This window comes from Janthinobacterium sp. BJB301 (assembly GCF_002735685.1).
GTDB lineage: Bacteria > Pseudomonadota > Gammaproteobacteria > Burkholderiales > Burkholderiaceae_D > Janthinobacterium > Janthinobacterium lividum.
Genome location: NZ_PDZJ01000001.1, coordinates 1,160,046 through 1,186,841, shown reverse-complemented (window position 1 = coordinate 1,186,841; position 26,796 = coordinate 1,160,046). Strand labels below are relative to the sequence as shown.

General features: G+C 67.4%; 17 protein-coding genes. 5 read left to right on the top strand and 12 right to left on the bottom strand.

Annotated elements, in window-relative coordinates:
• Nucleotides 1-81 precede the first annotated feature (81 nt).
• The 5 genes from CSQ91_RS05170 to CSQ91_RS05150 all read right to left on the bottom strand — a co-directional run bounded on the left by CSQ91_RS05170 (nt 82) and on the right by CSQ91_RS05150 (nt 15,867).
• Entirely contained in the window at nt 82-798 is a 717-nt protein-coding gene (locus CSQ91_RS05170) for an RNA polymerase sigma factor (RefSeq protein ID WP_099387570.1), read from the bottom strand.
• Entirely contained in the window at nt 795-13,418 is a 12,624-nt protein-coding gene (locus tag CSQ91_RS05165) for a filamentous haemagglutinin family protein (RefSeq protein WP_099387569.1), read from the bottom strand. The genes CSQ91_RS05170 and CSQ91_RS05165 overlap by 4 nt, the downstream gene beginning before the upstream one ends.
• Before the next feature lie 153 nt (nt 13,419-13,571).
• Nucleotides 13,572-14,546, bottom strand: coding sequence for a FecR family protein (locus CSQ91_RS05160; RefSeq protein ID WP_099387568.1), 975 nt, complete (start codon nt 14,544-14,546; stop codon nt 13,572-13,574).
• Between the two features lie 8 nt (nt 14,547-14,554).
• Nucleotides 14,555-15,130: an RNA polymerase sigma factor gene (locus CSQ91_RS05155; RefSeq protein WP_099387567.1), complete on the bottom strand. Its 576-nt coding sequence runs from the start codon at nt 15,128-15,130 to the stop codon at nt 14,555-14,557.
• Nucleotides 15,127-15,867 carry a hypothetical protein gene (locus CSQ91_RS05150; RefSeq protein WP_143450951.1) on the bottom strand — a complete coding sequence of 247 codons (741 nt, stop codon included), beginning with the start codon at nt 15,865-15,867 and terminating at the stop codon, nt 15,127-15,129. The genes CSQ91_RS05155 and CSQ91_RS05150 overlap by 4 nt, the downstream gene beginning before the upstream one ends.
• Before the next feature lie 209 nt (nt 15,868-16,076).
• On the opposite strand from CSQ91_RS05150, the gene CSQ91_RS05145 reads away from it, so the two are divergent.
• The 3 genes from CSQ91_RS05145 to CSQ91_RS05135 are packed head-to-tail and all read left to right on the top strand — an operon-like array spanning nt 16,077 to nt 18,921.
• On the top strand, nt 16,077-17,093 hold the full coding sequence (locus tag CSQ91_RS05145) for a M14 family zinc carboxypeptidase (RefSeq protein WP_099387565.1): 1,017 nt from the start codon (nt 16,077-16,079) through the stop codon (nt 17,091-17,093).
• Complete coding sequence (locus tag CSQ91_RS05140) at nt 17,090-17,896, top strand: alpha/beta fold hydrolase (RefSeq protein ID WP_099387564.1); 807 nt, start codon at nt 17,090-17,092, stop codon at nt 17,894-17,896. The genes CSQ91_RS05145 and CSQ91_RS05140 overlap by 4 nt, the downstream gene beginning before the upstream one ends.
• Nucleotides 17,887-18,921: a serine hydrolase domain-containing protein gene (locus CSQ91_RS05135; protein WP_099387563.1), complete on the top strand. Its 1,035-nt coding sequence runs from the start codon at nt 17,887-17,889 to the stop codon at nt 18,919-18,921. The genes CSQ91_RS05140 and CSQ91_RS05135 overlap by 10 nt, the downstream gene beginning before the upstream one ends.
• A gap of 3 nt (nt 18,922-18,924) precedes the next feature.
• Here CSQ91_RS05135 and CSQ91_RS05130 read toward each other — a convergent pair whose 3' ends face one another.
• The gene (locus CSQ91_RS05130) at nt 18,925-20,064 is read right to left on the bottom strand and encodes a YbfB/YjiJ family MFS transporter (RefSeq protein WP_099387562.1); all 1,140 of its coding nucleotides are present in this window, start codon (nt 20,062-20,064) and stop codon (nt 18,925-18,927) included.
• Nucleotides 20,061-20,936, bottom strand: coding sequence for a LysR substrate-binding domain-containing protein (locus CSQ91_RS05125; RefSeq protein ID WP_099387561.1), 876 nt, complete (start codon nt 20,934-20,936; stop codon nt 20,061-20,063). Before CSQ91_RS05125 ends, CSQ91_RS05130 begins: the two co-directional genes overlap by 4 nt.
• Nucleotides 20,937-21,033: 97 nt before the next feature.
• Here CSQ91_RS05125 and CSQ91_RS05120 point away from each other — a divergent pair, with 97 nt between their 5' ends.
• Entirely contained in the window at nt 21,034-22,095 is a 1,062-nt protein-coding gene (locus CSQ91_RS05120; protein ID WP_099387560.1) for an NAD(P)H-dependent flavin oxidoreductase, read from the top strand.
• A gap of 22 nt (nt 22,096-22,117) precedes the next feature.
• Here the strand turns inward: CSQ91_RS05120 and CSQ91_RS05115 are convergent, their stop codons facing one another.
• Nucleotides 22,118-23,206, bottom strand: a complete 1,089-nt coding sequence (locus tag CSQ91_RS05115; RefSeq protein ID WP_099387559.1) for an agmatine deiminase family protein — start codon at nt 23,204-23,206, stop codon at nt 22,118-22,120.
• Nucleotides 23,207-23,217: 11 nt separating this feature from the next.
• Nucleotides 23,218-24,384 carry an agmatine deiminase family protein gene (locus CSQ91_RS05110; RefSeq protein ID WP_180278348.1) on the bottom strand — a complete coding sequence of 389 codons (1,167 nt, stop codon included), beginning with the start codon at nt 24,382-24,384 and terminating at the stop codon, nt 23,218-23,220.
• Nucleotides 24,385-24,488: 104 nt separating this feature from the next.
• On the opposite strand from CSQ91_RS05110, the gene CSQ91_RS05105 reads away from it, so the two are divergent.
• Nucleotides 24,489-25,385 carry a LysR family transcriptional regulator gene (locus CSQ91_RS05105; RefSeq protein WP_099387557.1) on the top strand — a complete coding sequence of 299 codons (897 nt, stop codon included), beginning with the start codon at nt 24,489-24,491 and terminating at the stop codon, nt 25,383-25,385.
• Here CSQ91_RS05105 and CSQ91_RS05100 read toward each other — a convergent pair whose 3' ends face one another.
• From CSQ91_RS05100 to CSQ91_RS28515, 3 genes are all read right to left on the bottom strand, one after another.
• Complete coding sequence (locus CSQ91_RS05100; protein ID WP_099388572.1) at nt 25,386-25,937, bottom strand: phospholipase D family nuclease; 552 nt, start codon at nt 25,935-25,937, stop codon at nt 25,386-25,388. It lies immediately after the preceding gene.
• A gap of 133 nt (nt 25,938-26,070) precedes the next feature.
• Nucleotides 26,071-26,370, bottom strand: a complete 300-nt coding sequence (locus CSQ91_RS28520) for a hypothetical protein (RefSeq protein WP_143450950.1) — start codon at nt 26,368-26,370, stop codon at nt 26,071-26,073.
• Nucleotides 26,371-26,462: 92 nt separating this feature from the next.
• Nucleotides 26,463-26,759 carry a hypothetical protein gene (locus CSQ91_RS28515; RefSeq protein WP_143450949.1) on the bottom strand — a complete coding sequence of 99 codons (297 nt, stop codon included), beginning with the start codon at nt 26,757-26,759 and terminating at the stop codon, nt 26,463-26,465.
• Nucleotides 26,760-26,796 lie beyond the last annotated feature (37 nt).

Genomic DNA, 26,796 nt, shown 5'->3' with positions numbered 1-26,796 from the left:
GCATGCAGGCCCGAAGTACCAGTCTGACGGCAGGATTCCTACGCGTCTGTACGCGAACGAACGTAAAACATCGGTGAGCGCCTATCCCTGGCGCAGGCGCAGGCTGCGCCGGGTCGTGCCGACGCCCCCCTGCGCCGCATAACCCGTGTGGCGGGCGCAATGGTCAAGCGCCTGGCGCAGGGCCGTATCGACATTGCGCAAGGACATGTCGTGCCGCTCGGCCACTTCCTGGCGGGTCAGCTCATCCACGCGCAACGCTTCGAGCACTTGCCGGTGGCGCCGCGGCAGCGAGTCGATGGCCTGCGCCAGCCGCCGCACGTCCGCCTGCAGCTCGGCCAGGCGTTCCGGCCCGGCCGCCGTATCGGCGAGGAAATCGACGAGGCCGGCGGCGCCATCGTCACCGCCCTCGTCCGCATACAGCCAGGCGCGGTTGCGGCGCAGGCTGTCCATGGCCGCATTGCACGCCACGCGGAACACATAGGCGACGGGGCTGTGTGCCAGCGCGGCGCCGTCCCCTGCCGCCAAGCTGCCCAGGCGCAGCCAGGCGTCGTGCAGGCTGTCGCTGGCCAGCTCGGCGCAGCCCAGGTGGCGCGCCAGGCGCCGGTGCAGTCCCGCGTAATTGCTTTCCAGCACAGCCTGCAGGCGGGCGCCCTGCCCTGGCGGCAGAACTGGCAGGGGCGCCACGTCGTTGGCCGCCTGCAAACGGGGCCGGATGGCAGGCCGGCACCAGGCCATGCCGGTATGCCCCACCGCGCGCAAGGGCAAGGCAGCAGCCGCATTCGCCACGCCGACCATCATGGCGACAACCTGCTGCGCTCTTGCGCCGTCAGCTGGCGCGTGGCCGATTCCGGCAACGTCCCCAGGCCCAGCACGCGCACGGCGCTGCGCGGGTTGTAATCGGCCGCCTCGCTGCGCGCGCCATCCTGCGGCGTGGCTTGCGCGCTGTCGGGCGGCGCTTCGCTGCCAAAGCCCAGCACGCGCACCGTGAACACGGAGGGCTGCGCGGAACGGGTGGCGGCGCGCTCGCGCTGCACCACCTCCTGCGCCGCCGCCGTGGCCTGGGAAGCGGCCGCGCTGGCGTTTGTCATGGCCGCCACGTTGACGGACGCCACCGTCGGCATGCCCTTCGCTTCGCCCTTGACCTGGATGTTGGCCGCATTCATCACCTTCAGCGCGGCCAGGTTGACGTTGCCCGAGACGCGGATGCCCGCCTCGCCCGCATCGATGGTGCCCAGCGGGGCCAGCAAGTCCACGTCGCCGGCCGGTACTTCCGCGATCGGCGCCAGGGTGGCGATGCCGGCGCCCGTGCTCGGCACGTCGGACGACAGGGTCACGTTGCCCCAGTTGTCATACACGCGCTTGGGCGGCGTGTAGACGATGGTCGACTTCGAACCGCGCCCCGCGTTGATGTCGCCCTGCGACGACCAGCCGAGGATATCGCCGCCAAACGTCGTCATGATGCGGCTCTGCCCCAGCAGGATGCTGCCGTGCGAAAACAGGTCGATATTGCCGCCGCCCTTGGTGATGACGCCCGAGGTGGCCGGCGGCGCCTCGCCTTCGATGCCCAGCACCTGCTTGCCGCCCGGCGTCAGCAGCTCGATATCGCCGCCGAAATTCGTGTGCACGTAGCCGCTGCGGGGAACGATGCGGTCGAAGTTCAGCGAAAGCGGATTGTAGGCGGCATACGTGCCGCGGTACATGACGATATCGCCCGCATACGACATCGCCTTGCCGCTGGCGTCCGTGGCCGGCGCCAGGGCCGCGATGGCGTTGCGGCTGCGCAGGAAGCTGCCATAGCGCGAGCTGTCCGCATCGTTGTACTCGCGCCCGCCCGCCTTCAGTTCCGCGAAATACACGGTGCGGGCGAACACGCGCTGCTGCGGCTCGGGCAAGGCGAGATAAAAGACCAGCGCCTCGGCCGCCGTGCCCTTGAAGGCATAGCGCTCACCGAGCCAGGTTGCCAGTTCGCTGTCGTACGATTTCACCACCTTGCCCGCCTGGTCCGCCAGCGGCACGCCCTTCTGCGCCACGTTCGCCGGGTCCAGATACGGCTTGACGAAGCGCAGGTAATCGAGGCCGGCCGCGCCCACGCCCGCCTGCATGGCGATGCCGGCGCCCGGGCGCTTGTCGCCCGCCACGACGGGACCGAGGCTGACGACGCTGCCCTTGTCCTGCATCAATATGTTGCGCCCGGCGCTGATGTCCAGCGTGCCGGGACCGGCCACGTTGAAGGAACTGCCCAGGATGTCGCGCCCGGCCGAGACCAGCGATACGTCATATGTATTGTTGTGCACGAAAAGGTTGCTGAGAATCCTGAAGCGCCTTTCCCCGGTGGCGGTGCCATCCTGGGCTTCCAGCTGCGCCGTGCCGCTGCTGACGATATCGCGTCCCGCCTTCATCCACACGGCTTGCCCCCCCTCGTACCAGGTGATGCCCGCATGCGCGGCATCGGTGAACTCGATGATGCGGCCGCTGTTCACGCCCACCAGGTCGCCCGTGGCGGCATAGATGCGGGCGGCCTGCGTACCGCTGTTCGCAGGGCCGGCCGAGGAATTCGGTCCGAAGGCAAACAGCGGGAAGTTCCATCTCGTTGCTGGCGCCCCCGTGCTTGAGACATTGGCAGCCAGGGGATCGGTCACGTAAGTCCTGATATCCCAGCCCGTAAAGCCAGGCTTGAACGGCGTGACGATGCTGTCGGCGGCGGCACCGGACTGGCTGACGGCATAGCCGCCCGCATAGATGGAATTGCCGGCGAGCCACTGCAGCTGCGCATTGGGCGATGGCGCCAGCACCAGCGGATCAGCATAACTGGTGGCGCCATTCGAGTCGACAACTGCTTTGCCGTAATACAAGCTGCCATGCGGCGCCGCGGCCCGCACGATGGACGGGTAGACGATGGCCAGGTCGGTGGCCGTGCCAAGCGCCCCGCTCAGGGGAGTCATATTGCCGCCGGCAGAGAACAGGTCGAGCGCCGTGCGCGGCGTCCACAGGCTGAACCAGCTGTAGCCATAGCCCTGCTCTCCGGACGGGCCGGTGAATGGCGTGGCATTGGGCAGGGTCACGCGGCCGGGGTCGGCCACATCCTGCAGCGCCTGGTCGCCCAGGGTCGCCACGCTGAAGGTGGCGTCGCCGGGTACCAGGATCATGCCGCCGCGCGGCGTGGCGCGCGTGGCCGTGAAGGCATCATAGGCCCGCGTTTCCAGCGGTACGTGCTGGGTAGGCTGCGAACCGTACTCCAGCGCCAGGCTGCCCAGCTGTGCGGCCGACGTTTCCGCGTGGCCCCGCAAGTCGACCAGCGCGCCATTCAGATAGCCGCCACCGGGCGTGCTGGCGGGATTGAGCGCACCGCCCACGCGCAGGTCGAGGTCGCCGCCGCCCGTCAGCAGCAGGCTGCCGTCGGCCTGCACGCGACCCGTGCTGCCCACGGCCAGCAGCAAGCCCTGCGAACGGGGATTGATGCTGGCGTTGTAAGAACTGCCTGTCAGCAGGGTCTGCACGCCCGCATCCCCCGCCACCTCGGCGCGCACATTGCCGCCGCCCAGGGTACCGAAGCCCGTAAAGCCCAGCACGGTGTCGGCCAGGGTATCGCGGCGCATATAGCTGCCGAAGTTGATCCACCACGCCGTCGGCTGGGCCGGGCCGCCCGTGGCCACGCCGCCGCTGCCCTGGCGCCACAGCCAGTTGCCCACCGGCACCGAATCGGCCAGGCCATCCTTGCTGACGGGACGTTCGTTGCTGGCGCTCGCCGCGTTGATCAACGAACCGCTCAAGTTACCCGCCACCTTCAGCAGCAGATTGCCGCCCTGGTCCGGATACCATGCCCGGTAGATGCTGTCGGCGCCGCCATCGACCAGGCGTTCATGCGCGCCGTCGGGGTTGCCCAGCACCGTACCGTTCGCATTGCGCGAGCGCGGCAGGTTGTACGGATCGCCGGCCGCCGTCGGCGAAGACGACATGCCCGCCGTGTACACGCCATACAGGCTGTCCATGCGCAGGTCGCCGCCGCTGACGAGGTCCAGGTCGCCCGTGCCCGTGCGCAGCACGCTGTGGCGCAGGCTGCTCGCCTTGTAGTCGAACGTGGGGTTCGGCGTGCCGCACCAGGTGGGATTTTCCTCGCAAATGGTGGGCCAGCCCAGCGCCACCGGATCGAGCAGGTCGCCCTCCTTGGTTCTGGGGTCGGCAAACTCTTCCGCGCCTTCTTTGGTCCACACGTAGGACACCCTCAGATCGCACCAGCTGGCGGTTTCGGCGCAGAACTTCGCAATCGTGGTGCCGTTCTGATTCAGAAATTCCTCGGAGATCGGTTCGCCCGCCACGATGCCTTCGATGCCCTGCTCTCCCGCTTCCTTGCTCCAGTACTGCACGCCCTTCGGCGGCACCAGCACGCCATACATGCCGTAGTGGCTGTCGGCCAGGCGCAGGGTGCCGTGCGCGGGATGCGCCTGCACGCTGCGCGTGTCGGCCCCGTCCAGGTCGGCGCCCGCCACCAGGCGCATGCCCCACGCTTGCGAACCTTCGGCCAGCATGGGCGCGACGGCCCACAGCTTGCCCTGGCTGCCCGCCACTTCCGGACGCAGCTCGATTGCCGCCACATTGGGCAACAGCTTGACGTCGGTGCCGGACGGGATCAGGGAGCCCACGGCCAGCGCCAGGTTGCCATCGAGTACAAAGACCGAGCGTTCACCGGCCACGCCAGGCAGCGGCACGCCCTTGGGCCAGGTCATGGCGCTCACTTTCACCGCTTGCTTGAGCACGCTGCCGGCGTCCAGACGCATGCCGGCCGTAAAGGTCTGCTCCGTGGCCAGCAAGGTGCCGGCCGCGTGGACGATATTGCCGGCGCTGTCGCGCACGGCGGCCGCCAGCACCGTGCCGGCCGGCACGATCATGGCCTGGTCCAGGGTCACGGCCACGGGCAGGCGCGTATTGGCCATCACATTGAAACCCTTGATGGGCAAGTCATAATTGAGCGCGATTCCGCCCGGGAACAGCGTGCCATCGGCCACGGTCACGCCCTTGCCCGGCACGATGACGTCGCTGCCATTGATGTCGCGCCCCGGCAGCAGGCGCCAGCCGTTTTCGTCCTTGGTGGCGGGCGGCGGCGCGAAGCCGTCGTTGATGCTGCCGTAGATGCTCAGGTCGCCGCCGGCGCGCAGCAGCAGGCTGCCCACCTCGCCCGAACCGCGCACGCTCGTCCGCTGGAAGCGGGGGTTCAGGCTGGCATAGCGCATGCCCGACAAATCCAGGTCGCCCTGCACCACCAGGTCGCCGTCCGCCGTCTTGCTGACGATATCGACGCCGGGACGCAAGTGCAGCGCATCGGCATACGCGGCCGTGGCCAGGCCAGCCAGCTTGCCGTTGCGCAAGGCCGTATTCGCCAGCGCCGCATCGATGAAGGCTGCGCTGTCCCCGTGCTTGCTGTCGAGATACGCCTGGTTGATCACCTGGTAGGGGCGGCCGCCGACCGACAGGTCGGGCACCGGCACGCCATTGGCGTCGGGCGCCATGGCGTAGGCCGCGTCGTCATAGCGCTGCATGGCATTGACGGCGATGGATTTCGCGCCGCGGATGGTCAAGCCGCCGCCGGCGGCGATGGCGATGTCGCCAAAGGTGGCAGCGTCAATATCCGTGCGCGCGCCGCCGCTGCCCAGGCGCGGCGCGCTCAGTTCCACCGTGCCGCGCGCGGCGCCGTCGTGTTCGCCCTTGCCCTTGCCGGCCACGGCGGCCGTGCCGTGGCGCACGTCGATCTGCGCGCCGCCGGCCAGGTTCAATGCGCCCTCGCCCGAGTTCAATTCCACCATGGCCCGGTTCGGGCTGTCGATGATCTTGCCATAGCTGTCGACGCGCAAGACCGTGCCATGCGCGTCGAGCACGGCGTTGCCGGCCAACGTCAATCCATGCTTGCCGGCCAGGCGGATGCTGCCCACGCGCTCGCCGCTGGCATCGATCACGCCGGCGACGGCCAGGCGGCCGTTGTCGACGGACACCTGCACTTCGCCCGCCTTCAGCTCGTTGCCGATGGTCAAGTCGCCCTGTTTCAGCTGGAAGCTGCGCCCGCCCGTCACCGCGCCTTCATTCAGGCGCTGGTTGAGCGAGGCGAACTGGCTGTCCAGGGTGCCGCCCGCGCCCAGGGTGTGCGCGCGCACGTCCACGCTACCCTTCTTGTACGGCACCATGGTGCCGCCCGCGTCGTAGCTGCCGCTGGCGCCGCCCAGGATCTTGCCCTGCAAATCGACCATGCCGGCCGCGCCATCGAGGGCCACGGCCTTCAGGCTGCCGGCGCGGTTGTTCTCGGCCGACAGGTCGATCACGGCGCCCGCAGCCTGGCGGATATCGCCGGCGCGGCTGTCCAGGGTCACGTCGCCGCCCCAGCTGTATTTATCCACGTCGAAGAAGGTGCTCTTGCGGCCCGCCATGTCGATGCGTGCCCCGTCGGCTACGCTGATGTCGTGCCGGGCGCTGACCGTGAGCTTGCCGCTCGGCAGCACTACGGCCGTCGCCACGCTCACGCTGTCGCCGTTCAAGCTCAGCTGGGCGCCCAGCGCGTCATTGTTCTTGACGGGCGCGGCGGGAGCCACGCCGGCCGGCGCCGCCACCTTCAGCGCGCCGCCCGCCGTATAGCTGTGCGCGGAACCGGCGTCCCCCGTCAGCAGCGGCGTGCCGATGTTCAGATTGCCGCCGCTGTACTGGAAACCCTTGCCCGTCTCATATGCGCCCTGCGCCTGGTAGACGGACAGGCTGCCCTTGTGGTTGGCCGTGACTTGCCCGCTGGCCTTCAGGTTGACATTGGCAAAGCCCAGCGCCAGGCGGTCGAACGAGGCGACGCCGGCCGGCTGCGTGAACGGGCCGAAACCGAAATCGATGCGCTCCGCTTCCAGGTTCAGGGTGCCGCTGCCCGTGCCGGCGCCATGCGTGATCACATTGCCGGCCGGCGACAGGGCGCCGCCCCAGATCAGGTTGGCCGTGCGGATGGTGGCCACCGCGCCGTCGCCGCCCTGGCCGTACATGGCCGGCGTGGTCAGCACCAGGCGCTCCAGGGTGGACTTGCCCGTCGTCTTGTCGTAGGTATCGAGCACCACGTCGCCATAGAAATTGACGCTGTCGGCCGCGCTCAGCATCAGTGCCTGCAGGGCCGGCGCGCCCGTGCTGGTGTCGCCGCGCAGCAGGCGGTCCAGCACGCCCTGGTTCATGGCCAGGCCGCTGGAACGCGTGCCGCTGGCCTGGGCCGCCGCCAGCGCCTCGCTGCTGCCCATGTTGATGGCGCCCACCGCCAGGCTCAGGTTGCGCGTGCCGTAACGGGCCGAGTTGTCCAGCTCGAAACTGCCATTCGTCGACATGAGCAAGGTGCCTTCCGAGTACAGGCTGGCCGTGCCGGCGCAGGCGTCGCCGCACACGCCGATGCTGATGCCGCCGCGCGCCGAACCGCCGACCGGAGCCACATTCATCAAGCCGTTCGAGGCGGCCAGCATGTGGATGCCCTCGTTGCTCTGATAGATAAAACCGTCGCTGGAGTCATAGGCGGCCTTGCCGCGTCCCAACGTGTTGATGCCCGCGCCGGGTGCAACATCGATCAGGCCGGCGCTCCATTCCGTATTCCAGGGATCGCGCGCCAGCAGCATCACTTCCGGCGCCGCCAGGATGGCGCCGCGACGCAGGTAGATATTGTGTGCCTGCTCCGTGCCAAAACTGATGTAGTTGCCGCCCTGTCCGTAATTGATGATGGGCGTGGAACCGATGACGATGCGCGCCGCGCCGATCGCGTTCAGGCTGCCGGCATGCAGCGTGACGCCGCCAAAACCCGGCGTGGCGGACGCGCCGTCGGCGATGATTTCAATATCCTCGGGGCCGCCCGCGATCACCGACACGGTGCCGCCGAAGCCGCCCGTGGCCGCGCCGAACTTGCCCGTGCCCTCGAACTGGAAGGAGTCGGTGCCGGCGCCGGGCGCCAGTTGCAGCTTGAACGTCTTCGCATCGGCCGGCAGCAGCGGGCGGGGAATGCCCCGCGTTTGCGCGTCGGCCAGGGCAAACGCCGTATAGCCCATTTCGTTGTACTGCGAATACGTGCGCAAGACCTTGGCCGGCGTGAGTATCAGCTGGCTGGCCAGCGGCGCGCGGATATCCGTGCCCGCGATCGACAGTGTGCCGGGCGCGGCCCAGGAACCGTTGCGCAGCGGCTGCGCCAGGGCGCCGCCACTCGCCTGCCCCGCCAGGCCGTTCAGTTCCACGCGGAAGGCGCCCGGCAGCAAGGCGTAGGTCGATGGCATCAACGTATAGGTGCCGGCGGGCAAGCCCGGCACGCCGCTGCCTAGCGTCACCTGCCGGCCCACGGCCGGGTCGGAAGCGCCCTGGTCGCCGCCCACGGGCGCCTGCGGCGCTTGCACGCCCGGCACGATGGCGTACACGGGATTCGTCGCCAGGCCCGGCAGGACAAAGCCGCCGTTCGCCCCCACCTGCAGCAGCGGATGGTAGCGCGCATCGGTGGAGCCGCCGCGGCCCGCGACGAAACCGGCGCCCGTCAGTTCGCCGCCGCCCGACAAGTCCAGCAGCGCGCCCGGCTTGACGGCCACGGCCACGCTGGCGATATCGACGCCGATGCGCATGGTGCCGTTGGCGCTGCTGCCGCCGACGCCGAGAAACTCCGTCTTCTTGCCGTCGACGTTCCAGTTCTGGCCATCGGCCGTGCCGCCATACGGCATGGCCATGCCGGCGCCGCTGACGGAAGTGATACTGCCAGGCAAGAAATTGATGCTCAGGCTATTCTCGTCCGCGCGCAGGCTGAGGCCCAGGTTAAGCAGGCCCAGCGGCGCGCGCACGATGCCGCCCTGCTCGATGTGGGCGGCGCCCAGCTGCAGCATGCCAAAGGCCGAGTACGGCACGGCGGGAATGCTGTCCGTGCTGCGCGCGATGGTCAGGCTGCGCTCGGGGTCGTAGACGATATTGCCGTCTTTTATGCCCATGCCCACGCGCACGGCGGCGCCGGCGCCCGTGGCCGGATACAGCTGGGCCGCAGTGAGGGTCATGTCGCCAGGCGAAGACAGCACCGTCGACGGCTGGTTGCCATCCCAGCCCAGCGGCGACAGCAGAAAGCGCAGGTCGCCGCGGCTGGTGAGGCGCACGTCGTTGGCCACGACGCCGACCATGCCGCGCACGTCGATCAGGTCGCCCGCTATGCTGATCTGCCGGGCGACCGGCGACTCCCCTGCGCTGCCGGGCGTCGTATAGAAATCGCGGCCGGCCGGCTTGATGCTGGCCAGGCGCACATACGGCGCCGCGATGCTGACCTTCGCGCCGGGCTCACTGCCGGGCGACAGCAGCGGCGCACCGTACAGCTGGAAGCTTTGCCGCATCGTCAGCGACACGTCGCCATCGAAGCTGGCGGCGCCCAGCAGGGCCAGGTTGCCGAAACCGCCCGCCTCCACCTGCTCCACGGAAAAACGGCCATGACCGTACTGCAGCGTCTGCGCCCCGTCCCGGGCCGTCACATTGTCAGCCAGGTCGCTGGCCGCCTGGCGCTGCGTCAGCCGCAGCTGGCGGCCCTGCAGCACCTCGGGCGTGGCCAGCACTTTCAGGTATTCGGGCGTGCCCGTGGCCACGGACAGGGTGCCGCCCGCCGCGCCCGCGCCGCCCGCCCTGGCCCGCAGCTGGCCATCGAGGTACAAGCCATTGTTCGACGCCAGCGCGATGCTGCCGCCCGCGCTGGCCACGTCGATGGCGTCGCCATTGACGTCGAGCACGGCGTGCGCGCCGGACGCATCGAGCACGGCACCGTCGCGCACGACGACGAACAGGCTGGCCGCCGAAGTGCTGCCCTGTGCATGGTCGATCTCGCCGCCGACGACGATGCTGCCGCCATCGAGCACCTTGCCGTAGCGCCGGCCCTGCGCGTCCGTGGCGCTGACGGCGCGCGCGGCCACGTCCAGCACGGCGTTGTCGCCGATCCAGATGGAGCGGCCATGGCCGGCCGCTTCCACCGCCTCGGACACGGGCTTGTCGACGCCCACGCCGCCGAGGCTGATCTTGCCGCCCCAGGCGTTCAGCCGGCCTTCCACCGTCAGTTGGCCCACGCTGGACAGCTTGATGGACTGGCCCGCATCGACGCTCACCACAGCATTCTTGCCCACCAGCAGCTCGGCGGTGGCCATGTCGGCCGCGCCGGACTGCATGTCGCCCACCTGCAGTGCCAGGCTGGCGCCCTTGCGCTGCGTCAAGGTGCCCTTGAGCGGGTTTTCCATGACCTGTTCCGGCATCCACAGGGCCAGTTTTTCATTCTCCACCACGCGCAGCACGGGCATGCGTACGTCCACCTGCGCGCCGTCCGCCACCGTCACGCCCTGCTTGCCGACCAGGCTGTAGCTGGAAAAACCCTTGTCGAAGAAGCCGCCATCCAGCTGCACGGTGCCTGCCTCGGGTTTTTCAATGTGGCCGATCATGATCTTGTTGGTCTGCAATTCCAGCTTGCCGCCACCCTGCACACCATGGCCGCGCACTTGCGCGCCTTCGCCCAGCGCCAGGTCGGCCTTGGCGCCATAGCTGGCCAGGGTGACGTTGCCGCCCTTGCCGCCCTGCTGTTTCGCCTGCGCCAGGATGGCCGCGCCCGAGCTCACGTCGATCAGGCTGCCATTGCCGATGCGCACGTCGCCATACGCGCGCAGGGACACGCTGCCGCCGTTCAGGTATGGCAGGCCGGCGGCGGCCAGCGGATCGCGCAGCACGTTGCTGAACAAGCCGCTGGCATCGAGCGTGACGCCGTCGGCCAGCACCAGTTTGCCCGGGGGCGCACCCGGATTGACGTAGGTATCGAGCATGCCCAGCGCACCGATCTGGTTCAGCACGTTGCCGGCCGCGATGCTGCCGCCATGGCTGCGCAAGCTGGCATTGATGGTCACGTCCTTGCCGAACAGGGTGATATTGCCGCCATCGGCCACCTGCAGCGCGCTGTCGACGGTGATCGCGCCTTTCGCGGCGATGCGGACGGCGCCCAGTTGCTGGCTGTTGAGCAAGTTGGTGTCGAGCAGCAGCTTGCCCTGACGCTCTGCAGCCAGCACGTCGGCCACGTCGAGGCCGGCGGCGATGCCGTCCTGCACACGCGTCAGGCGCACCTCGTCCATGACGGCCGATAACGCATGCTGCAGCACGCCCGTGCGCTTGTCGAACATCGGCTGATACTGGCCGACGATCAATTGCCCCCGCTGCGCGGCCGCAAGCTGCGACTGCTGGTAGCCGTCGAGCAGCGCCTGCGGCGCCTGTGCCTGGCGCTCGCCCTGGAAGACGTCGCCCGCGATGCCCCCTTCCAGCACGGCCGACCCCGTCGCCACCACCAGCTTGCCTGCGTCGCGGCCCACCGTATAGCCGTTTTCCAGGCGTTTTTGCGCGGCGATCAATGGATTGGCGTAGAAGGCGCTGGCATCCTTGCCCCAGCGCGCATGCTCTTCCTCGTAACCCTTGTACACGCCCGCATACGCCAGGTCGGCGGGCGCGCTGCCCGCTTCATACAGCTTGCCGTCCGCGCCTTTCAGCCAGGTCTGGCGCAGCGCGCCCGTCTGCACGTCCAGGGTACCGCCCGACAGGTTGATGCTGGAGCCAAGCTGCGTGACGACATCCTTGCCGCCGAAGCTGACCGTGCCGCCCTGCGCCATCCATTCGCTGACGGAGTGGCCCTGCGTGCCCAGGTAGCCGGCCACTTCCAGCAAGCCGCCGGCCGTGTACCAGCGGTCGCTGTCGTAGCCGTTCGTGCCCTTCGGTACGAACACCAGCTTGCGGCGGTCGACCCAGATATTGTTATTGATCAAGGCCTTGCCGTCGCGGTTGACGGGCGCGTCGCGCTGTTCGTTGCCCTGCACGTTGATCTCGACATTGTTCGCCTCCATCGCCACCTTCACGCCGACGGCGCCGGAAACGTCGAGCTGCGCCCCGTCGCGCAGCAGGCTGCGGCTGGCCGCGTTGACGGCGATCTGGCCGCCCGTGGCCAGGGTCAGCGAGTCGCCCATGAATTCCACCGTGCCGGCGCTGCCGATTTCGATGCGCGACTGGTCGCGGCGGTCGTTCACGGCGAGGATGTTTTCCGTGGACGTCATGGCGGGGCCGCGCATGGCGTCGCGCTGGCTGTCGAGCGCCGTCGTCTTGCCGTCGTCTTCGACCAGGATGGCCGTGGTGGCGCCGCGTCCCAGCGTCACTGCCGCGTCGCTGCCCAGGGCGTTCAGGTGGATGGTGCCGCGCGTGGCCGTGGTGGTGGTGGCGAGCAGCACGCCGTCCTGCTGCACCGTGTGCCCGGCCAGGGTGATGTCGCCTTCGCGCGCCTGGATCAGGCCCGTGTTGACGACCTTGCCCGCCGTGCTGCCGGCCGCGAACTGCGGCACGACTTCGCTGCCGCGCGTGGTCGACAGCGGGTTGCCATCCGTGCCCACGCCTTTTTTAATGGTAAAGCTGTCGCCGGCGGCCAGCAGGGCCTGGCCCTTGGGCGTGCCGATCTCGCCCGCATTGTGCACTTCTTTACCCAGCAGCATGACGTAACCGCCGCCTTCCGTGCTGCCCTTCGGGGCATTGCTGGCGATGCGCGCACCGGCCTGCACCTGCACCTTGCCGGCCGCATCGGTGAACGTCGTGGCGCCGGCCGTGCCGGGACTGTAGATGCCGTTTTTCTGGAATTGCGTATCGCTGATGCGCGCCGCGGCCGCCACCAGGCTGCGCGTGTCGACCTGACTCGTGCCTGTAAACACGATGCCGTTACGGTTGACGAGCAGCACCGTGCCATCGGCCTTGATCTGGCCCTGGATCTGGCTGGGTCGCGCTTGCGGATCGTTGACCCGGTTCAATACGGCCCAGTCCTTCTGCTGCTGGAAGGTCAGGGTCGTGTCCTTGCCGACGTTAAACGTTTCCCAGTTCAGGATGGCCTTGTCCGCCGTCTGCTGCACCACCACGGCCGTCTTGCCGTTCGCGACTGTCTGCACGGGGCCCTGGGCATTGAGCCAGCCGGCCGTCAGGCTGTTGGTGTCGACCTGCAAGCCGCCTTTCACGAGACCATCGGGTGCGCCGGGCACGCCGCTCGCCGCCTGGCGCGCCTGCGCCTGGGCCGCTTGCTGCGCGGCGATAGCGCGCGCAGCCAGGTTCAGATTGTTGAGCGAGCGCTGTAACGGTTCATTCGCCCGCTGGCCCTCGGGCCGGCTGCCCAGCGGCAGCGGCTGGCCATTCGGCAGGCGGCCAGCCGTGGCCGCCGTATTTTGCGCCGCGCCCTTGGCCGCGAACCAGCCGCCGCTGAATGCCTGCTGCGCGCGCGCCGGCGTGGTAAAGGCGCCCGCCATCAGCATGGTGGTCAGTGCATAAGCGAGCGGCGTGAGCCGCAAGCGGCTGCCCAGCGTGGAGGTACGCTGCGCGCCCGTGTCAACGGTGGGGACTGGGCGCTGGGCAGTGTGAAGCTTGGTCATGGCAATGGTTTCCTGGCTAGAGAGAAGGGAACGGAGCCTGGCGGTAGCGCAAGCGTCCATGCCTCCATGACGTAGCTGGGCGGCGGAAGGGATAATGTTTTTTGAAAAATATTTTCAATCCCCTGCCGCTGGGAAAACCGGGATCAGCTGAAATCAGCTGAGCAGCACGATGCCGCCTGGCAGACTGGTCATTTGAGCGCCGTACAGGTCGCGTATCATCGCCAGCGCGCCATCGGTTTGCCCGATGGAAAAACGCATGCGCACGAGGCGGCGGCCCAGTTCGGCATTACGCAGCACGACACGGCCCGGACGGTAGCGGTTGATTTCATCGACGACATCGGCCAGCGGCTTGCCGACAAACGACAGCGCGCCCGTGCGCCACGCGTTCGCTTCGCCCTTTGGTGCGGCCGTGGCCGCATGCACGCCCCGGTCGTCATACACCAGTTGCTGCCCCGCATCGAGGGTCTGGCGGCGCTGTTGCCAGACGACGTCCACGGCGCCCGCCAGGCAGGTGACGCAAACGGCATCGTCCGTGTGGCGCACGTTGAAGCGGGCCGACTGCGCCAGCAAGCGCCCCGCGCCCGCCACCACCGTCACGGGCTGGCGCGCGCCGCTGGCAAGGATTTCCGCCTCGCCGCCCAGCAACTCGATCGCTTCCGGCGCCCGCACATTGATGCGCGTCTGCGTATTCATCTGCACCGTCATCTGCTGCGACAGGGCCACTTGCCGCTGCTCGCCCGTGCCCGTGCGGTAGTCGGCGCTCAATTCCTGCAGCGAAGGCCAGGCGCCCAGCGGCGGGCGCAAGGCCAGCACGGCCACGCCGGCCGCCAGCGCGCCGCCCAGAAAAGCCCGCCGCCCGGGGCGCGCCGGGAACGCCAGCACGTTCTCCCGCTGTGGCGCGGCGGCGGCGCGGGTCAGGGCGGGATCGAGCGCCTGCCACAGCTGTTGCAGTTCGCGCCAGGCGCGCGCATGCGCAGGGCTGCGCGCGCACCAGGCGCGCAAGGCGTCGGCGTCGGCCTGCGTAAAATCGTCGGCACGCAGCCGCGCCCACCAGGCAGCGGCTTGCTGGCCGATGGCCGTGTCGGCAGGTTCAAAAACGTCGCGTGGATCGCGGTCAGGAGCAGTCATGGGATTCATCAATATTTACGGCGGCCCGACACATCGCTGCGCTGGGCGGCATCGGCATCGGCCATGCACGTTTTACAGTGTTGCATGGCGGCCTGCAATTCTTTCTTCACCATCGCCACGGAAATGCCGAAGCGCTCGGCGATTTCCGCGTTGAGCATGCCGTCGATGCGCGCTGCCGTCAGGATGGCGCGGCGGCGCGGCGACAGGCCTGCCAGGGCCAAGTCGAGCGCCTGCACGTCGAGCCGCGCCGAGACGATGCGTGCCGGGTCGCTGATGTCGTCGCCGGCCTCGTCGGCCATGTGCATCAGCTCTTCGCGTTCGCGCTCGGTGACGATGATGCGGTCGCGGCGATACGCGTCGGTGGCGATATTGGCCGCCATGCGCAGCAGATAGGCGTCGGGATTGTGGACGGGCGCGGCGGCGGGGCCAGGCGCCACCATCGCTTCGAGGCGCAGCCAGGTTTCCTGCAGCGCATCGGCCGCATGATGCTTGCAGCCGACCACCCGTTCGAGGCGCCAGCGCAGCACGGCATAGCGCGAACTGAGATGGCGTTTCAGCCTGGTGCGCAGGTCCGGCATGCTCATGGCGCGTTGCTACCCGGCATGCTGGAGGCGCAATCGACTTCGCTGCCCGGCCCTTGCGGCAGCAGCAGGATGGAAACGGGCTGCGGCATCGACGGCAGCGGCGCCACGCCCACGCGCATGCCCAGCACCACGCGCGCGATCGCCGTGTCGCGCGCGCGCAAGCCGGTGCTGTCGAGCAGGTGCACGCGGTCCACCACGCCGGCACGGTTCAGATACAGCTGCAGCGCCAGGCGGTAGCCGCCGGGACGCGTCTGCGCCGCGCGGCACAGCAGCCCCAGCAGTACGTGCTGCAGGCGGCTCACATAGACAGCATGGTCGCCACCGCCCTGCGTGGCACCCGGTATGTCGGCGGCGGCCACGACGGCGGCCTGCGGCAAGTCCGCTGCCGCACCGGCCGTCCCCGCCGGGGCATACACGATGACGGCTTGCGCATCGGACAGGCGCGATTGCAGCCCAGTACCCTCCAGCAAGGATTGCAGGGCCGCGCCGGCCGCATGGGCGCCGCGCACGGCGGCTGACTGGCGCCGCGCGTAGCGCTGGTCCATCAGCACGGCGATGCCCGTGCGGCGGCTGTACAGATCCAGCGCGTCGCCGAGGTTTTGCGCGGCGATATCGAACTGCAGCACGGGGCCATCGGCCGGCTGCGCCCGTACGGGCCCCACCGTGGCCAGGAAACCCAGCAGTACCAGGTATCCGGCCAGCGCTAGCACATGAACGGATGCCGGGCTGCCTGTCATATCGCTATCGTGTCGCTATCGTGTGAGGGTGAAAATATGCGGAAACGAGGTATTGCCAAGTGATAATTCTTGTATCAACTGCAATAGCCTACACACAAAAAATGACGGCTTCGTGACATGGCCAGCGTGCGCACATTTCGCCATGCGGGACGTCTGGCGCGGCAGTGATTTCGGCTACACTGGCTGTCACTTTCCCTTTCAGACGCCTGATGATCGAAAAGAATCTGCCCGAGCTGGTCATGCTGAAGCGCCTCATCGACGAGGGCGGCAGCCACCTGGAAGTGGCCGCGCCCTGCAGCATCGCCATGGATGGGCGCGAGTTTCCCGTGTACTCGATCGCCATGGGCAATCCCAGCCCCGACGTGCCCGTGCTGGGCTTTTTCGGCGGCATCCATGGCCTGGAACGCATCGGCACGCAAGTCATCCTGTCTTTTCTGGAAAGCCTGGTCGCGCGCCTGCGCTGGGATGCCACCCTGCACCAGCAGCTGGAAAGCATGCGCCTCGTGTTCATGCCGCTGGTTAATCCGGGCGGCATGTGGCAAGCCACGCGCTGCAATCCGCAGGGCGTGGACCTGATGCGCAATGCGCCGCTGAGTGCGCGCGAAAAAGTGCCGTTCATGCTCGGCGGACAGCGCTACAGTGCCCGCCTGCCCTGGTACCGGGGCGCGGCGCACGGCCCCATGGAGCCGGAAAGCCAGGCCGTGTGCGACCTGGTCGAGCGCGAACTGCTGTCGCGCCAGTTCAGCATCGCCCTCGATTGCCATTCCGGTTTCGGCTTGCGCGACCGCATCTGGTTTCCCCATGCGCATACCAAGGTGCCGATAGCCCACCTGGCCGAGATCGGCGCGCTGGAAGAGCTGTTCAGCCAGAGCTATCCGAACCACAACTATGTGTTCGAGCCGCAAAGCCGGCAATACCGCACGCATGGCGACCTGTGGGACTATCTGTACCTGAACGGCACCAGCTACAGCGGGCGCGTGTTCCTGCCGCTGACCCTGGAAATGGGTTCGTGGCTGTGGGTCAAGAAAAACCCGCGCCAGCTGTTCAACCGGGTCAGCATCTTCAACCCCACGGCCGCGCACCGCTTGCAGCGCGTGCTGCGGCGGCACCTGGTGTGGTTCGATTTCCTCATGCGCGCCGCCAGCAGCCACGGCCGCTGGATGCCGGAAGGCTTGCTGCGCAAGGCGCAGCGCCGGCGCGCGCTGGCGCAATGGTATGAATCATGAGCGGATCGTCCACCTGGGTCCTGCTGCGCGGCCTGATGCGCGAACAGCGCCACTGGGGAAGCTTTCCCGCCACCCTCGCGCGCACCCTGCCCGGCGCCAGCATCGTCACGCCCGACTTGCCCGGCAATGGCACGCGCCACGGGGAGGACAGCGCCACCCGCGTGGCCGCCATGGTGGAAGACTGCCGCCGGGAGTTGCTGGCGCGGGGCATCCCTGCGCCGTACCACTTGCTGGCCCTGTCGCTGGGCGGCATGGTGGCCGTGGAATGGGCTCACCGCTACCCGCAGGAAATCGCTCGCTGCGTGCTCATCAACACCAGCATGCGGCCATACAGCCCGTTTTACCGGCGCCTGCGCTGGCAAAACTACGGCGCCCTGCTGCGCCAGCTGCTGCTGGGCGACCAAAGTAGCCAGGAAGCGCTGATATTGCGCCTGACCAGCCGTCGGCATGGGCAAGGCAACCCTGCGCTGCTGGCCGACTGGCTCCGCTTCCAGCAGGAATACCCCGTCAGCCGCCGCAACGCCTTGCGCCAACTGCTGTCGGCCGCCCGCTACCGCGCGCCCCTCATCCACCCGCCCATGCCCGTGCTGGTGATGGCCGGCGCGCAAGACCTATTGGTCGACCACCGCTGTTCGCAGCGCCTGGCGCGCGCCTGGCAAGCCGATTGCCTGATCCACCGCGACGCCGGCCACGACCTGCCGCTCGACGAGGGCGAATGGCTGGCGCAGTCGGTGGCGCGCTGGCTGGGGGTGGAAGCGACAAGCCATGACAGCACACACACAGCGCAATCATCATGCAGATAACGGAACAGCTGGCAGAACTGGTGCAAGCTGGCGTGCACGAACAGATTTTTCCAGGTGCGGCCTGGGCCACGGGCACCGTCCACCACGGCGAGGCGGGCGCGGCCGGGCGGCTCACGCCCGAGCCCGCCAGCGCCGCGATGCAGGTCGGCACCCTGTTCGACATCGCTTCGCTGACCAAGATCATCAGCGTCTGGTCGCTGATCGGCAGGCTGATTGGCCAGAAACGCCTGCGCCTGGACAACCGGCTGGCCGACGTGCTGCCCGGCACGCAGGGGCATGCACTGGCGCCCATCACGATTTTCCAGCTGCTGACCCATACGGCCGGCTTGCCGCTGCGCGCCCGCCTGCGCGCCAGCTATGGCGAGGTGTACGACGATATCGTGCGCGGCGTGCTGCGCGAACCGCTGGAAGGCACGCCGGGCCAGGCTGTCGAATACACGGACCGCGCGGCCCTGATCCTCGGCTTTGTCATCGAGCGGCTGGTGGGCATGCCCCTGGACCAGGCCCTGGCCGAGCATGTGCTGCGGCCGCTGGGCATGGCCGCCACGGGCTTCGGCCCTGTGACGCCACGGCACGACCAACTGGTCGCGCCCACCGAGTATTGCGAGCAGGCGGGCGCCCACCTTTGCGGCGTAGTGCATGATTTTTCGGCCCGTCTGCTGGGCGGCGTATGCGGCATCTCCGGGCTGTTTTCCAATGTGCCCGACCTGCAACGCTTCCTGCGGGCCATGCTGGCGCCGGGCCTGCATGGCGCTGTACTCGATGCCGGCTGGGTACGCGCCTCGCTGACGCTGCAGACGGGCGCGCTGCAGCCGTCACGCGGCCTGTTCTGGCACCCTGCGGCAGGCAGCGGGCCGCAAGACGACGTCTGGTGTCACCAGGGTTTCACCGGCACGGCCATGTGGCTCAGCCCCCGGCGCGGCCGCTATGCCGTGCTGCTGACAAACAAGCTGTACTACACGCGCGATTCCGCCCAGGTCAACGAACTGCGGCGCGACTTCATGCGTTGCGCATTCGGCCTCTGAGGTTTACAGGCGCAAGCTCACCACGATGGCCAGCAGCAGCGCGCCGGCCGCCGCCAATAATGCGCTGTTGAAACTGTACGACTGGGCATACAGGCTGCCGGCCAGCACGGGACCGATGATCTGTCCGATGCCATACACCACCGTCATGATGGCCATCATGTTCGAGCCAAACTTGCCCGCCTTGACTGCCGCCCGCTGCGCGGCCGGCATGGCGATGGTGACCGTGCCGACAAACGTACCGCCGACGAGTATGGCGCTGAGCAAGTAGCCGGCGGCCGATGGCGCCAGCACGGGCAAGGCCACGCCCAGCGCCTGCAGCAGCAAGTTCAGCCGCAGCGCCTGGCGCGTTCCCAGACGCTCATGCAGCCGGTACCACAGGAAACACGAGGGCGCCGCGCCCAGGCCGAACACGGCCCACACGTGGGCGGAATTCAGCCCGGGCAAGGCCGTCTTGACCAGCACGGGCAGATACGTGGCCGTGACGATGTAGCCGAGGCCCGCCAGTCCGTAGATCAGCACCAGCGGCCAGGGCGCCACGGGCGCCAAGACCGATGCGGCAGGTTGCGCCGGCGCATCCGGCGTTGCATCGCCGCTGGCGGTAATGGCGGGCGCGGCCGCCAGCCCCGCCAGCACGGTGACGCCGGCCAGCAGCAGCCACATGCCGGCGCTGTGCCAGCCCAGCTGCGATGCCAGCACCAGCAACTCGGCCGAGACGGCGATGCCGGCGCCCACGCCCGCGTACAACAGCGGCGCGCCGCGCGCATGCCGTCGCTGTTCCAGCAGCCACAGCGAAGCGGCCACCATGGCCAGGGCGCTGAACACGCCCGCCACGCCGCGCACCGTCACGAAGAGCCAGACGGGCATAGTCAAGGCCAGCACGCCCAGGCACAATGCCGTGCCGGCCACCGACCATAGGCTCAGCCTGTGTGCGCTGTGGGCACGCGCGCGCATGGCCAGGATGGCGCCCAGCAAGTAACCGGCATAATTGGCCGAGGCGGCCAGGCTGCCGTCGCGCAAGCTCAAGACGCCTTCCTTGAGCATATGCGGGTAGATGGCCGTGAAGGCAAAGCGGCCAAAGCCCATGCCGATGGCGAGGATGACGGCCGCGGCGAGGGCCGCGCGCAGCCTGGCGGGTGCACTCATGGCGCCGCCTTGGCGACTTGCGCAAGCAAATGCTGAAAGGCGGGCAGGTCGAATCCCGCGCGCCACACCAGCACAGTGTCAATTTGCCCTGCGGGCAGCGTTGTCAAGGTGGCAGGCGCGTCGGACAGCGCCAGCACGCTGGCCGGCAGCAAGGTCACGCAGGCGCCGGCCGCCACGCAGGCGATCATGATGTGATACGAACTCAGCTCCTGCACCCGCCACTGCGTGCTGCCGGCCACGCCCAGCAGCTCTTCCGCGATGCCGCGGTAGGTGCAGCCCTGCGGGAAGGCCGCCAGCGAGCGGGTGCGCACGTCCGCAGCGCCGCGTACGGGTCCTTCGCTGGCCGGCAGCAGCAGGCACAGCTCCTCGCGCCACATGGCCTTCGATGCAAGGCCCAGCTCCGCCAGCGCGGCGGCGCCGCCGAACGACGGCGGCAAGGCCACGAAGGCGCAGTCGAGCAAGCCCGTGCGCACCTGCTCGATCAGGGGGCGCGACGGCCCCGTGCTCAACTCCAGGCGCGTCCCCGGATAGCCGGCGTGATACGCGGCCAGCAGCGCAGGCAAGCGGCTGGCCGCCGTGCTTTCCATGCTGCCGACGCGCAAGGTGCCGCCCTCGCGCCCGCCCGTGACGACATGCCGGGCTTCTTCCTCCAGCGCCAGCAAACGCTGCGCATACTCAAGAAAGCGCTCGCCCGCCGCAGTCAGGGCCATGCGTTTATTTGTGCGCACGAACAGTTCGGCGCCGATGTCGGCTTCCAGCTGCTGGATGCGCGTGGTGACGCTGGACGGCGCGCGGCCCAGTCGGGCGGCGGCCTGGGTGACGCTCAGTTCACTGGCGACCGAGCAAAAAATCCGCAATGATTCCGACTCCATCGTATTCTCTTTTTAAAAATGATTATGCTATTATATTCTTCAAATACGAATAATGCACAGCATCCTCCAGCATTTTCAACTCCGTGAAGGAAACATCATGACCTCGTCCCAGCCCTTCCTCGACCGCCTCGGCCTGCAATGCCCCATCATCCAGGCGCCGATGGCGGGCGTCTCCACGCCTCGCATGGCCGCCGCCGTCTCGAACGCGGGCGGCCTGGGATCCCTGGCCATCGGCGCCGGCACGGTGGCGCAGGCGCGCCAGATGATCGTGGACACGCGCGCGCTGACGAATGGCCCCTTCAATATCAATGTGTTCTGCCATGCGCCAGCCGTCAGGGATGCGCGGCGCGAAGCGGCCTGGCTGGTCCACCTGGCGCCCCTGTTTGCGGAGCTGGGCGCGGCCGTGCCAGTGCAACTCGACGAGATATATCAAACGTTTATCGGCAATGAGGCGGCGTTTGCCCTGTTGCTGGAACTGCGTCCCGCCGTCGCCAGCTTCCACTTCGGCTTGCCGACGCAGCAGCAGATTGCCGCCCTGCGCCAGGCCGGCATCTACACGCTGGCCACGGCCACCAATCTGCGCGAGGCGGCCCTGATCGAACAGGCGGGCGTCGACGCCATCGTGGCGCAAGGCATGGAAGCGGGCGGGCATCGCGGCGTCTTCGACCCGCAGGCGCCGGACGAGCGCCACAGCACCACCGTGCTGCTGCGCCTGCTGGCGGGCCGCACCGCCCTGCCCCTGATCGCCGCCGGCGGCATCATGGATGGACAAGGCATCCGTGCCGCGCTGGACCTGGGCGCGGCTGCCGCCCAGCTGGGCACGGCGTTCGTGCTGTGCCCGGAATCCTCGGCCAACGCCAGCTACCGCGCCAACCTGAAAAGCGAACGGGCGGCGGCCACGCGTTTGACGGCGGCCCTTTCGGGACGCTTGGCGCGCGGCATGGTGAACCGCCTGATCGAACATGGCGAAGCGCCGGGCAGCCCGCCGCCGGCCGACTATCCCGTCGCCTACGATGCCGCCAAGCAATTGAACGCGGCAGCCAGCCAGCACGGCAACAGCGAATTCGCCGCGCAATGGGCCGGCCAGGGCGCGCCGCTGGCGCGGGAAATGGGGGCGGCGCAGCTGGTGGCCGCGCTGATGCGGGAAATGGCGGCTTGAGTCGTCCGCCGGACAGGCAAGCCTACGCCGGCTGCTGCTGCGTGGTGCAGTGGATGCCGCCGCCACCGGCCGCGATGGCGTCGATATTCAGCTGCACGATGTCGCGCCCAGGGAAGTGTTCGCGCAGGATGGCTTTCGTGTTGCGGTCGGCTGCCGCGTCGCCGAATTCCGGACACAGCACGGCACCGTTGCAGACATAGAAATTGATGTAGCCGGCGGCGAAATCCTTGTTTTCATAGCGCGGGCGTACCTGGCCCGGCCCCGGCAGCACCACCACCTGGAGCGGACGGCCACGCGCATCCGTGGCCTTGCGCAGGATGTCGAGGTGGCGCCGGGTAACGGCGTGCTCGGGCGAGGATGGGTCGCTGTCGAAGCCGGCCGCGACGACGCCGGGAGCGCAGAAGCGGGCATAGAAATCCGTGTGGCCATCGGTGATGTCCTGGCCGGCGATGCCGGGCAGCCAGATGACCTTGTCGATGCCCAGCAGCCGGCGCAGTTCCTGCTCGCACTGTGCCTTGCCGACGCCGGGGTTGCGGTTGGCGTTCAGCACGCAGCTTTCCGTGATGATGGCCGTGCCCTGGCCATCGACTTCGATGCCGCCCCCTTCCAGCACCAGGCTGCTCTCCAGCACGGCCACGCCGGCGCGTCCGGCCACGAAAGGGGCCACCAGCGCATCGTCGTCGTAGTCCTGTTTTTCGCCCCAGCCATTGAAATTGAAATTCACGCCGGCCAGCGCCCCGCCCGCCTTTTTCACGAAGACGGGCCCCGTGTCGCGCATCCACAGGTCGTCGATGGGCTGCACCAGCAGCTTGACCTTGTTGCCGCACAGGCGAGCCGCCACATCGTAGTCTTCCTCGTTGACCAGCATGTGCACGGGCTCGACGCTGGCAATCGCTCGCGCGATGCGCGCCAGGTCCGCCTGCGCACCCGCCTTCAGGCGCTTGCCCCATACCTCGTCATTCGCGCCGAAGGCCATCCAGGTGGCGGCGTGGCGCTCGCCTTCGTCGGGCATGCGCCAGCCCGCGCCCGCCGCCAGGGCGGGCAAGGCCGGCAAGCCCACGGCGGCCGCCGCCAGGCCCATGGTGCCAGTGAGGAAAAGTCGTCGTTGCATGCTGATCTCCTTTATGCAATTTCCTGTTGCGTGGTGCAATGGATGCCGCCGCCACCGGCCGCGATGGGGTCGATATTGATCTGGATCACGGCGCGGCCCGGATACAGCTGCGCGTACTGCGCCCTGGCGCTGGCGTCCGCCTGCGCATCGCCGAATTCCGGCAGGAAAATGGCGTTCCTGGTGGCATAATAATTGATGTAGCCGGCGGCGAAGGTATTCGGGTTGTTTCCTGGCCGAATTTTCTCGGGGCCGTCGATGACGACGATCTGCAGCGGCTGGCCATCCGCATCGGTGGCGCCGCGCAAGATCTCCAGGTGGCGCCGGGTCAGCGCGTAATCGTACGATTCCGGGTCCATCTCGCGGTGCGCCGCCACCACGCCGGGGCGCACGAAACGGGCGTAAAAGTCCGTGTGGGCATCCGTGATGTCCTTGTTCTTGATGCCTGGCAGCCAAATCACCTTGCGGATGCCCAGCAGGCGCAGCAGTTCCGCTTCGCAGTCGGCCTTGCTCCAGCCCGGGTTGCGGTTATTGTTCAGCACGCAGCTTTCCGTGATGATGGCCGTGCCCTTGCCATCGACTTCCAGCGCGCCCCCTTCCAGCACCAGGCGCGTGGCCAGCAGCGGCACCCGGGCCTGGGCGGCGACCACGTCGGCCACCTGCCCATCCTTGCCGGACTGCTGCTTGTTGCCCCATCCATTGAAGTTGAACTTCACGCCGGCCCGCTCGCCGTTCGGCTTGCGCACGAAGACGGGCCCCGTGTCGCGCATCCACAAATCATCCATCTCGGCGGGAATCAGGTTCACGCGGGCGTCGAGCAATTGCCGCGCGCTGGCCAGTTCCGCCGGGCGCACCAGCATGTTGACGGGTTCATGCGCGGCGATGGCATTGGCGATGCGCACCAGCGCCAGTTGCACCTGCGGCACTTGCGCGCGGGTCCACACGGCGCTGGATGCGCCATACGCCATCCACGTCGCCTTGTGGGCTTCGGCCTCGTCGGGCATGCGCCAGCCATCAGCCTGCTGGGCGCCAGCGCCACTATTCATCGGTAGCGGTGGCGCAACGGGGCCGGTTTCCAGCCCGCCATCGGCGCCACCGCCGCAGCCGGCCAGCAAGCCGCCCAGGGCCAGCGCGCTGCCACCAGTCATGCAATGGCGCAAGAAATAACGACGTGTGTTCATGATTCATCCTTATAAATAAGCCACTTGGCATGCACGGCATTGTGGCGGGATCAAGACATGAAAACAAATGATATGATTTGCCTTAATTCATTAGGTTTTCTCATATGTCAGAACATCGCATTCCTTCGCTGAAGTTGTTGATGGGTTTCGAGGCGGCGGCCCGCCACGGCAATTTCTCGCGCGCGGCCGACGAGCTGCACGTGACGCAGTCGGCCATCAGCCACCAGGTGCAGCTGCTGGAAGAACAGGTCAAGCAGCCGCTGTTCCGCCGCGCGGGACGGGGCGTGGAACTGACGGTGGCGGGCGAAGTGCTGCTGCGCAGCGTGCAGCGCTCGATGACCGTGCTGCGCAGCGGCCTGGGGCGCATCGCCACCTATCTCGATCCCGGTCTCGTGGTGCTGGTGTGCCCGGCGCCCGTGCTGCACGGCTGGCTGCAGCCCCGGCTGCGGGCGCTGGAAGCGCAGCTGCCCGAATTGTGTCTACTGCTGTCGGTGGATGAAAGCGCCCGTTTCGTCGATGAGATCGACGTCGATATCGCCATCAGCGACCGCCCCCTCCTGCAAGCGGACTTGCAGGAAATCCCCTTGCTGCACGACGAATGGCTACTGGCGGCCAACAGCGAGCTGGCGGCGCGGCTGGCCGGCGTGCCGCAGGATGCGCATCACCTGCACGCGGATCTGGTGTGCCTGGAAGAAAGCCTGACGGGCGACGCCACGGCGCCCCTGTTCCTGGGGCCGCTGGCGCGCTTTCGCAAGCGGGCCATCTATGACGATGCGCGCCTGCTGCTCGACGCCACCCTGGACGGGCGCGGCATCGCCTGCCTGCCCCGCTTGCTGGCCGATGCCAGCCTGGCGCGCGGCCTGCTGCACATCCTGCCCGATTATCCGCGCGTGCCCGGCGCCACGTGGTGGCTGTCGGGCGTGGCGGAACACCCGCGTTCGCCCATCGTCGGGCAAGTATTCGACTGGCTGCGCGCGCAAGGCGCGGCGCAGGGGCAATGATCAGGGCCGCGGCACGCGCGCATAGTCGATGCCGCTGGCCCAGCGGTTTTCCCAGTGCGCCAGATACGACTGCGCCAGGCGCTCACTGTGCCACACGACGAGCACATTTTCGCTGTTGGCGGTGGCCGCATCGGCCGTGTAATTGAAGCTGCCATTCTGCACGGTCACCCCATCGGCCACGATGTACTTGTCGTGATGCAAGGCATAGCGGGAAATCAGGCGCGTGGGAATGCCCGCGCCGACGAGCCGGTCCAGCGCAGCGCGGCTGTTCTTGCGCGCGTTGCGCCGCGTATCGGCCAGCACCCTGACATCCACGCCCCGCTTCCGCGCCCGCAGCAAAGCCTCGACCACATGGGGCGAGCTGAACGAATAGGCGGCCAGCCGTATGCTCGACGCCGCGCTATCGATGACCTTGAGCACCAGCGCCTCCGCCCCGCCATCGGGAGAAAACGCGTTCTCGATGGTGACTGTGGACGCGGCGTCGGCGGCAAGCGCCGCTGGCGGAACGCCGTTAGCCAGGCACAGCGCAACGGCAAGTACAAGATTTTTCATCGCAGGCATTTCCCTGTTTCAATAATCGAGTGTGGACGAACAAAAAATGTGGACACAGCCTGCAGGCAGACTCGTCACCTGGGCGACTGTCCGCTGTCGTCTGCGGATTCAATCGGTGGTCGCAACACTCTAACTAAACGCCTCGCTTTCCGTAGTTGATGGCTTCAAAATCAAACGATTCAATGCGTCCGAAGATTCTTTGCATACCCCATGCTGGCTTTACCCACTCATCGCGGGAGTAGACCGATTTGAGTTTAGGCGACATAGATGCGTAAACGCCATCGAGTTCATTTTGCGCGAGCTGTTTTGCAGTCTGATCAGCGAGAGCACGGATTGCGACATCCGCAACTTTGCCCGAGGACTCAAACGCAAATGTCGGCTGTACTGTTAGCAACGGCGTTACGACAAGCAGTATTGCTTTTAAAAAATACATCGTGTCTCTAAAATATAAAACATTATTTTCTTGTGCGATTCTTTAAACTGTAATGCTGTGGCATTAGTTGCCATAGAGTATATGATTAAAAATCAATCCATAAAAACAAGAGAGGCCACTATAACAATCGCAATGCCAAAAACAAAAACATAATGAATAATTTTCTCGCTTCTTGGTGCCTCAGAAAGACGCTGAGCATTGGTTTTCATCAAGACATCTTTGAGTGTAAATCTGCTGTTTTTCTTATGGTCCACGGCTTTTCTCCTTGGAATTTTTTTCATTCCTAAACTAAAAGGTAAAATTCCACGGTGGGTGCATGTTTTCTTATTTAAATAATTGCCAACGAAAAGTCCGCTTCTGGCTGCTGTCGTTGGCAGCTTCCGCCCCATTGCTGCTGCTTGAAGTCACATTGAACGTCAAAGTAAT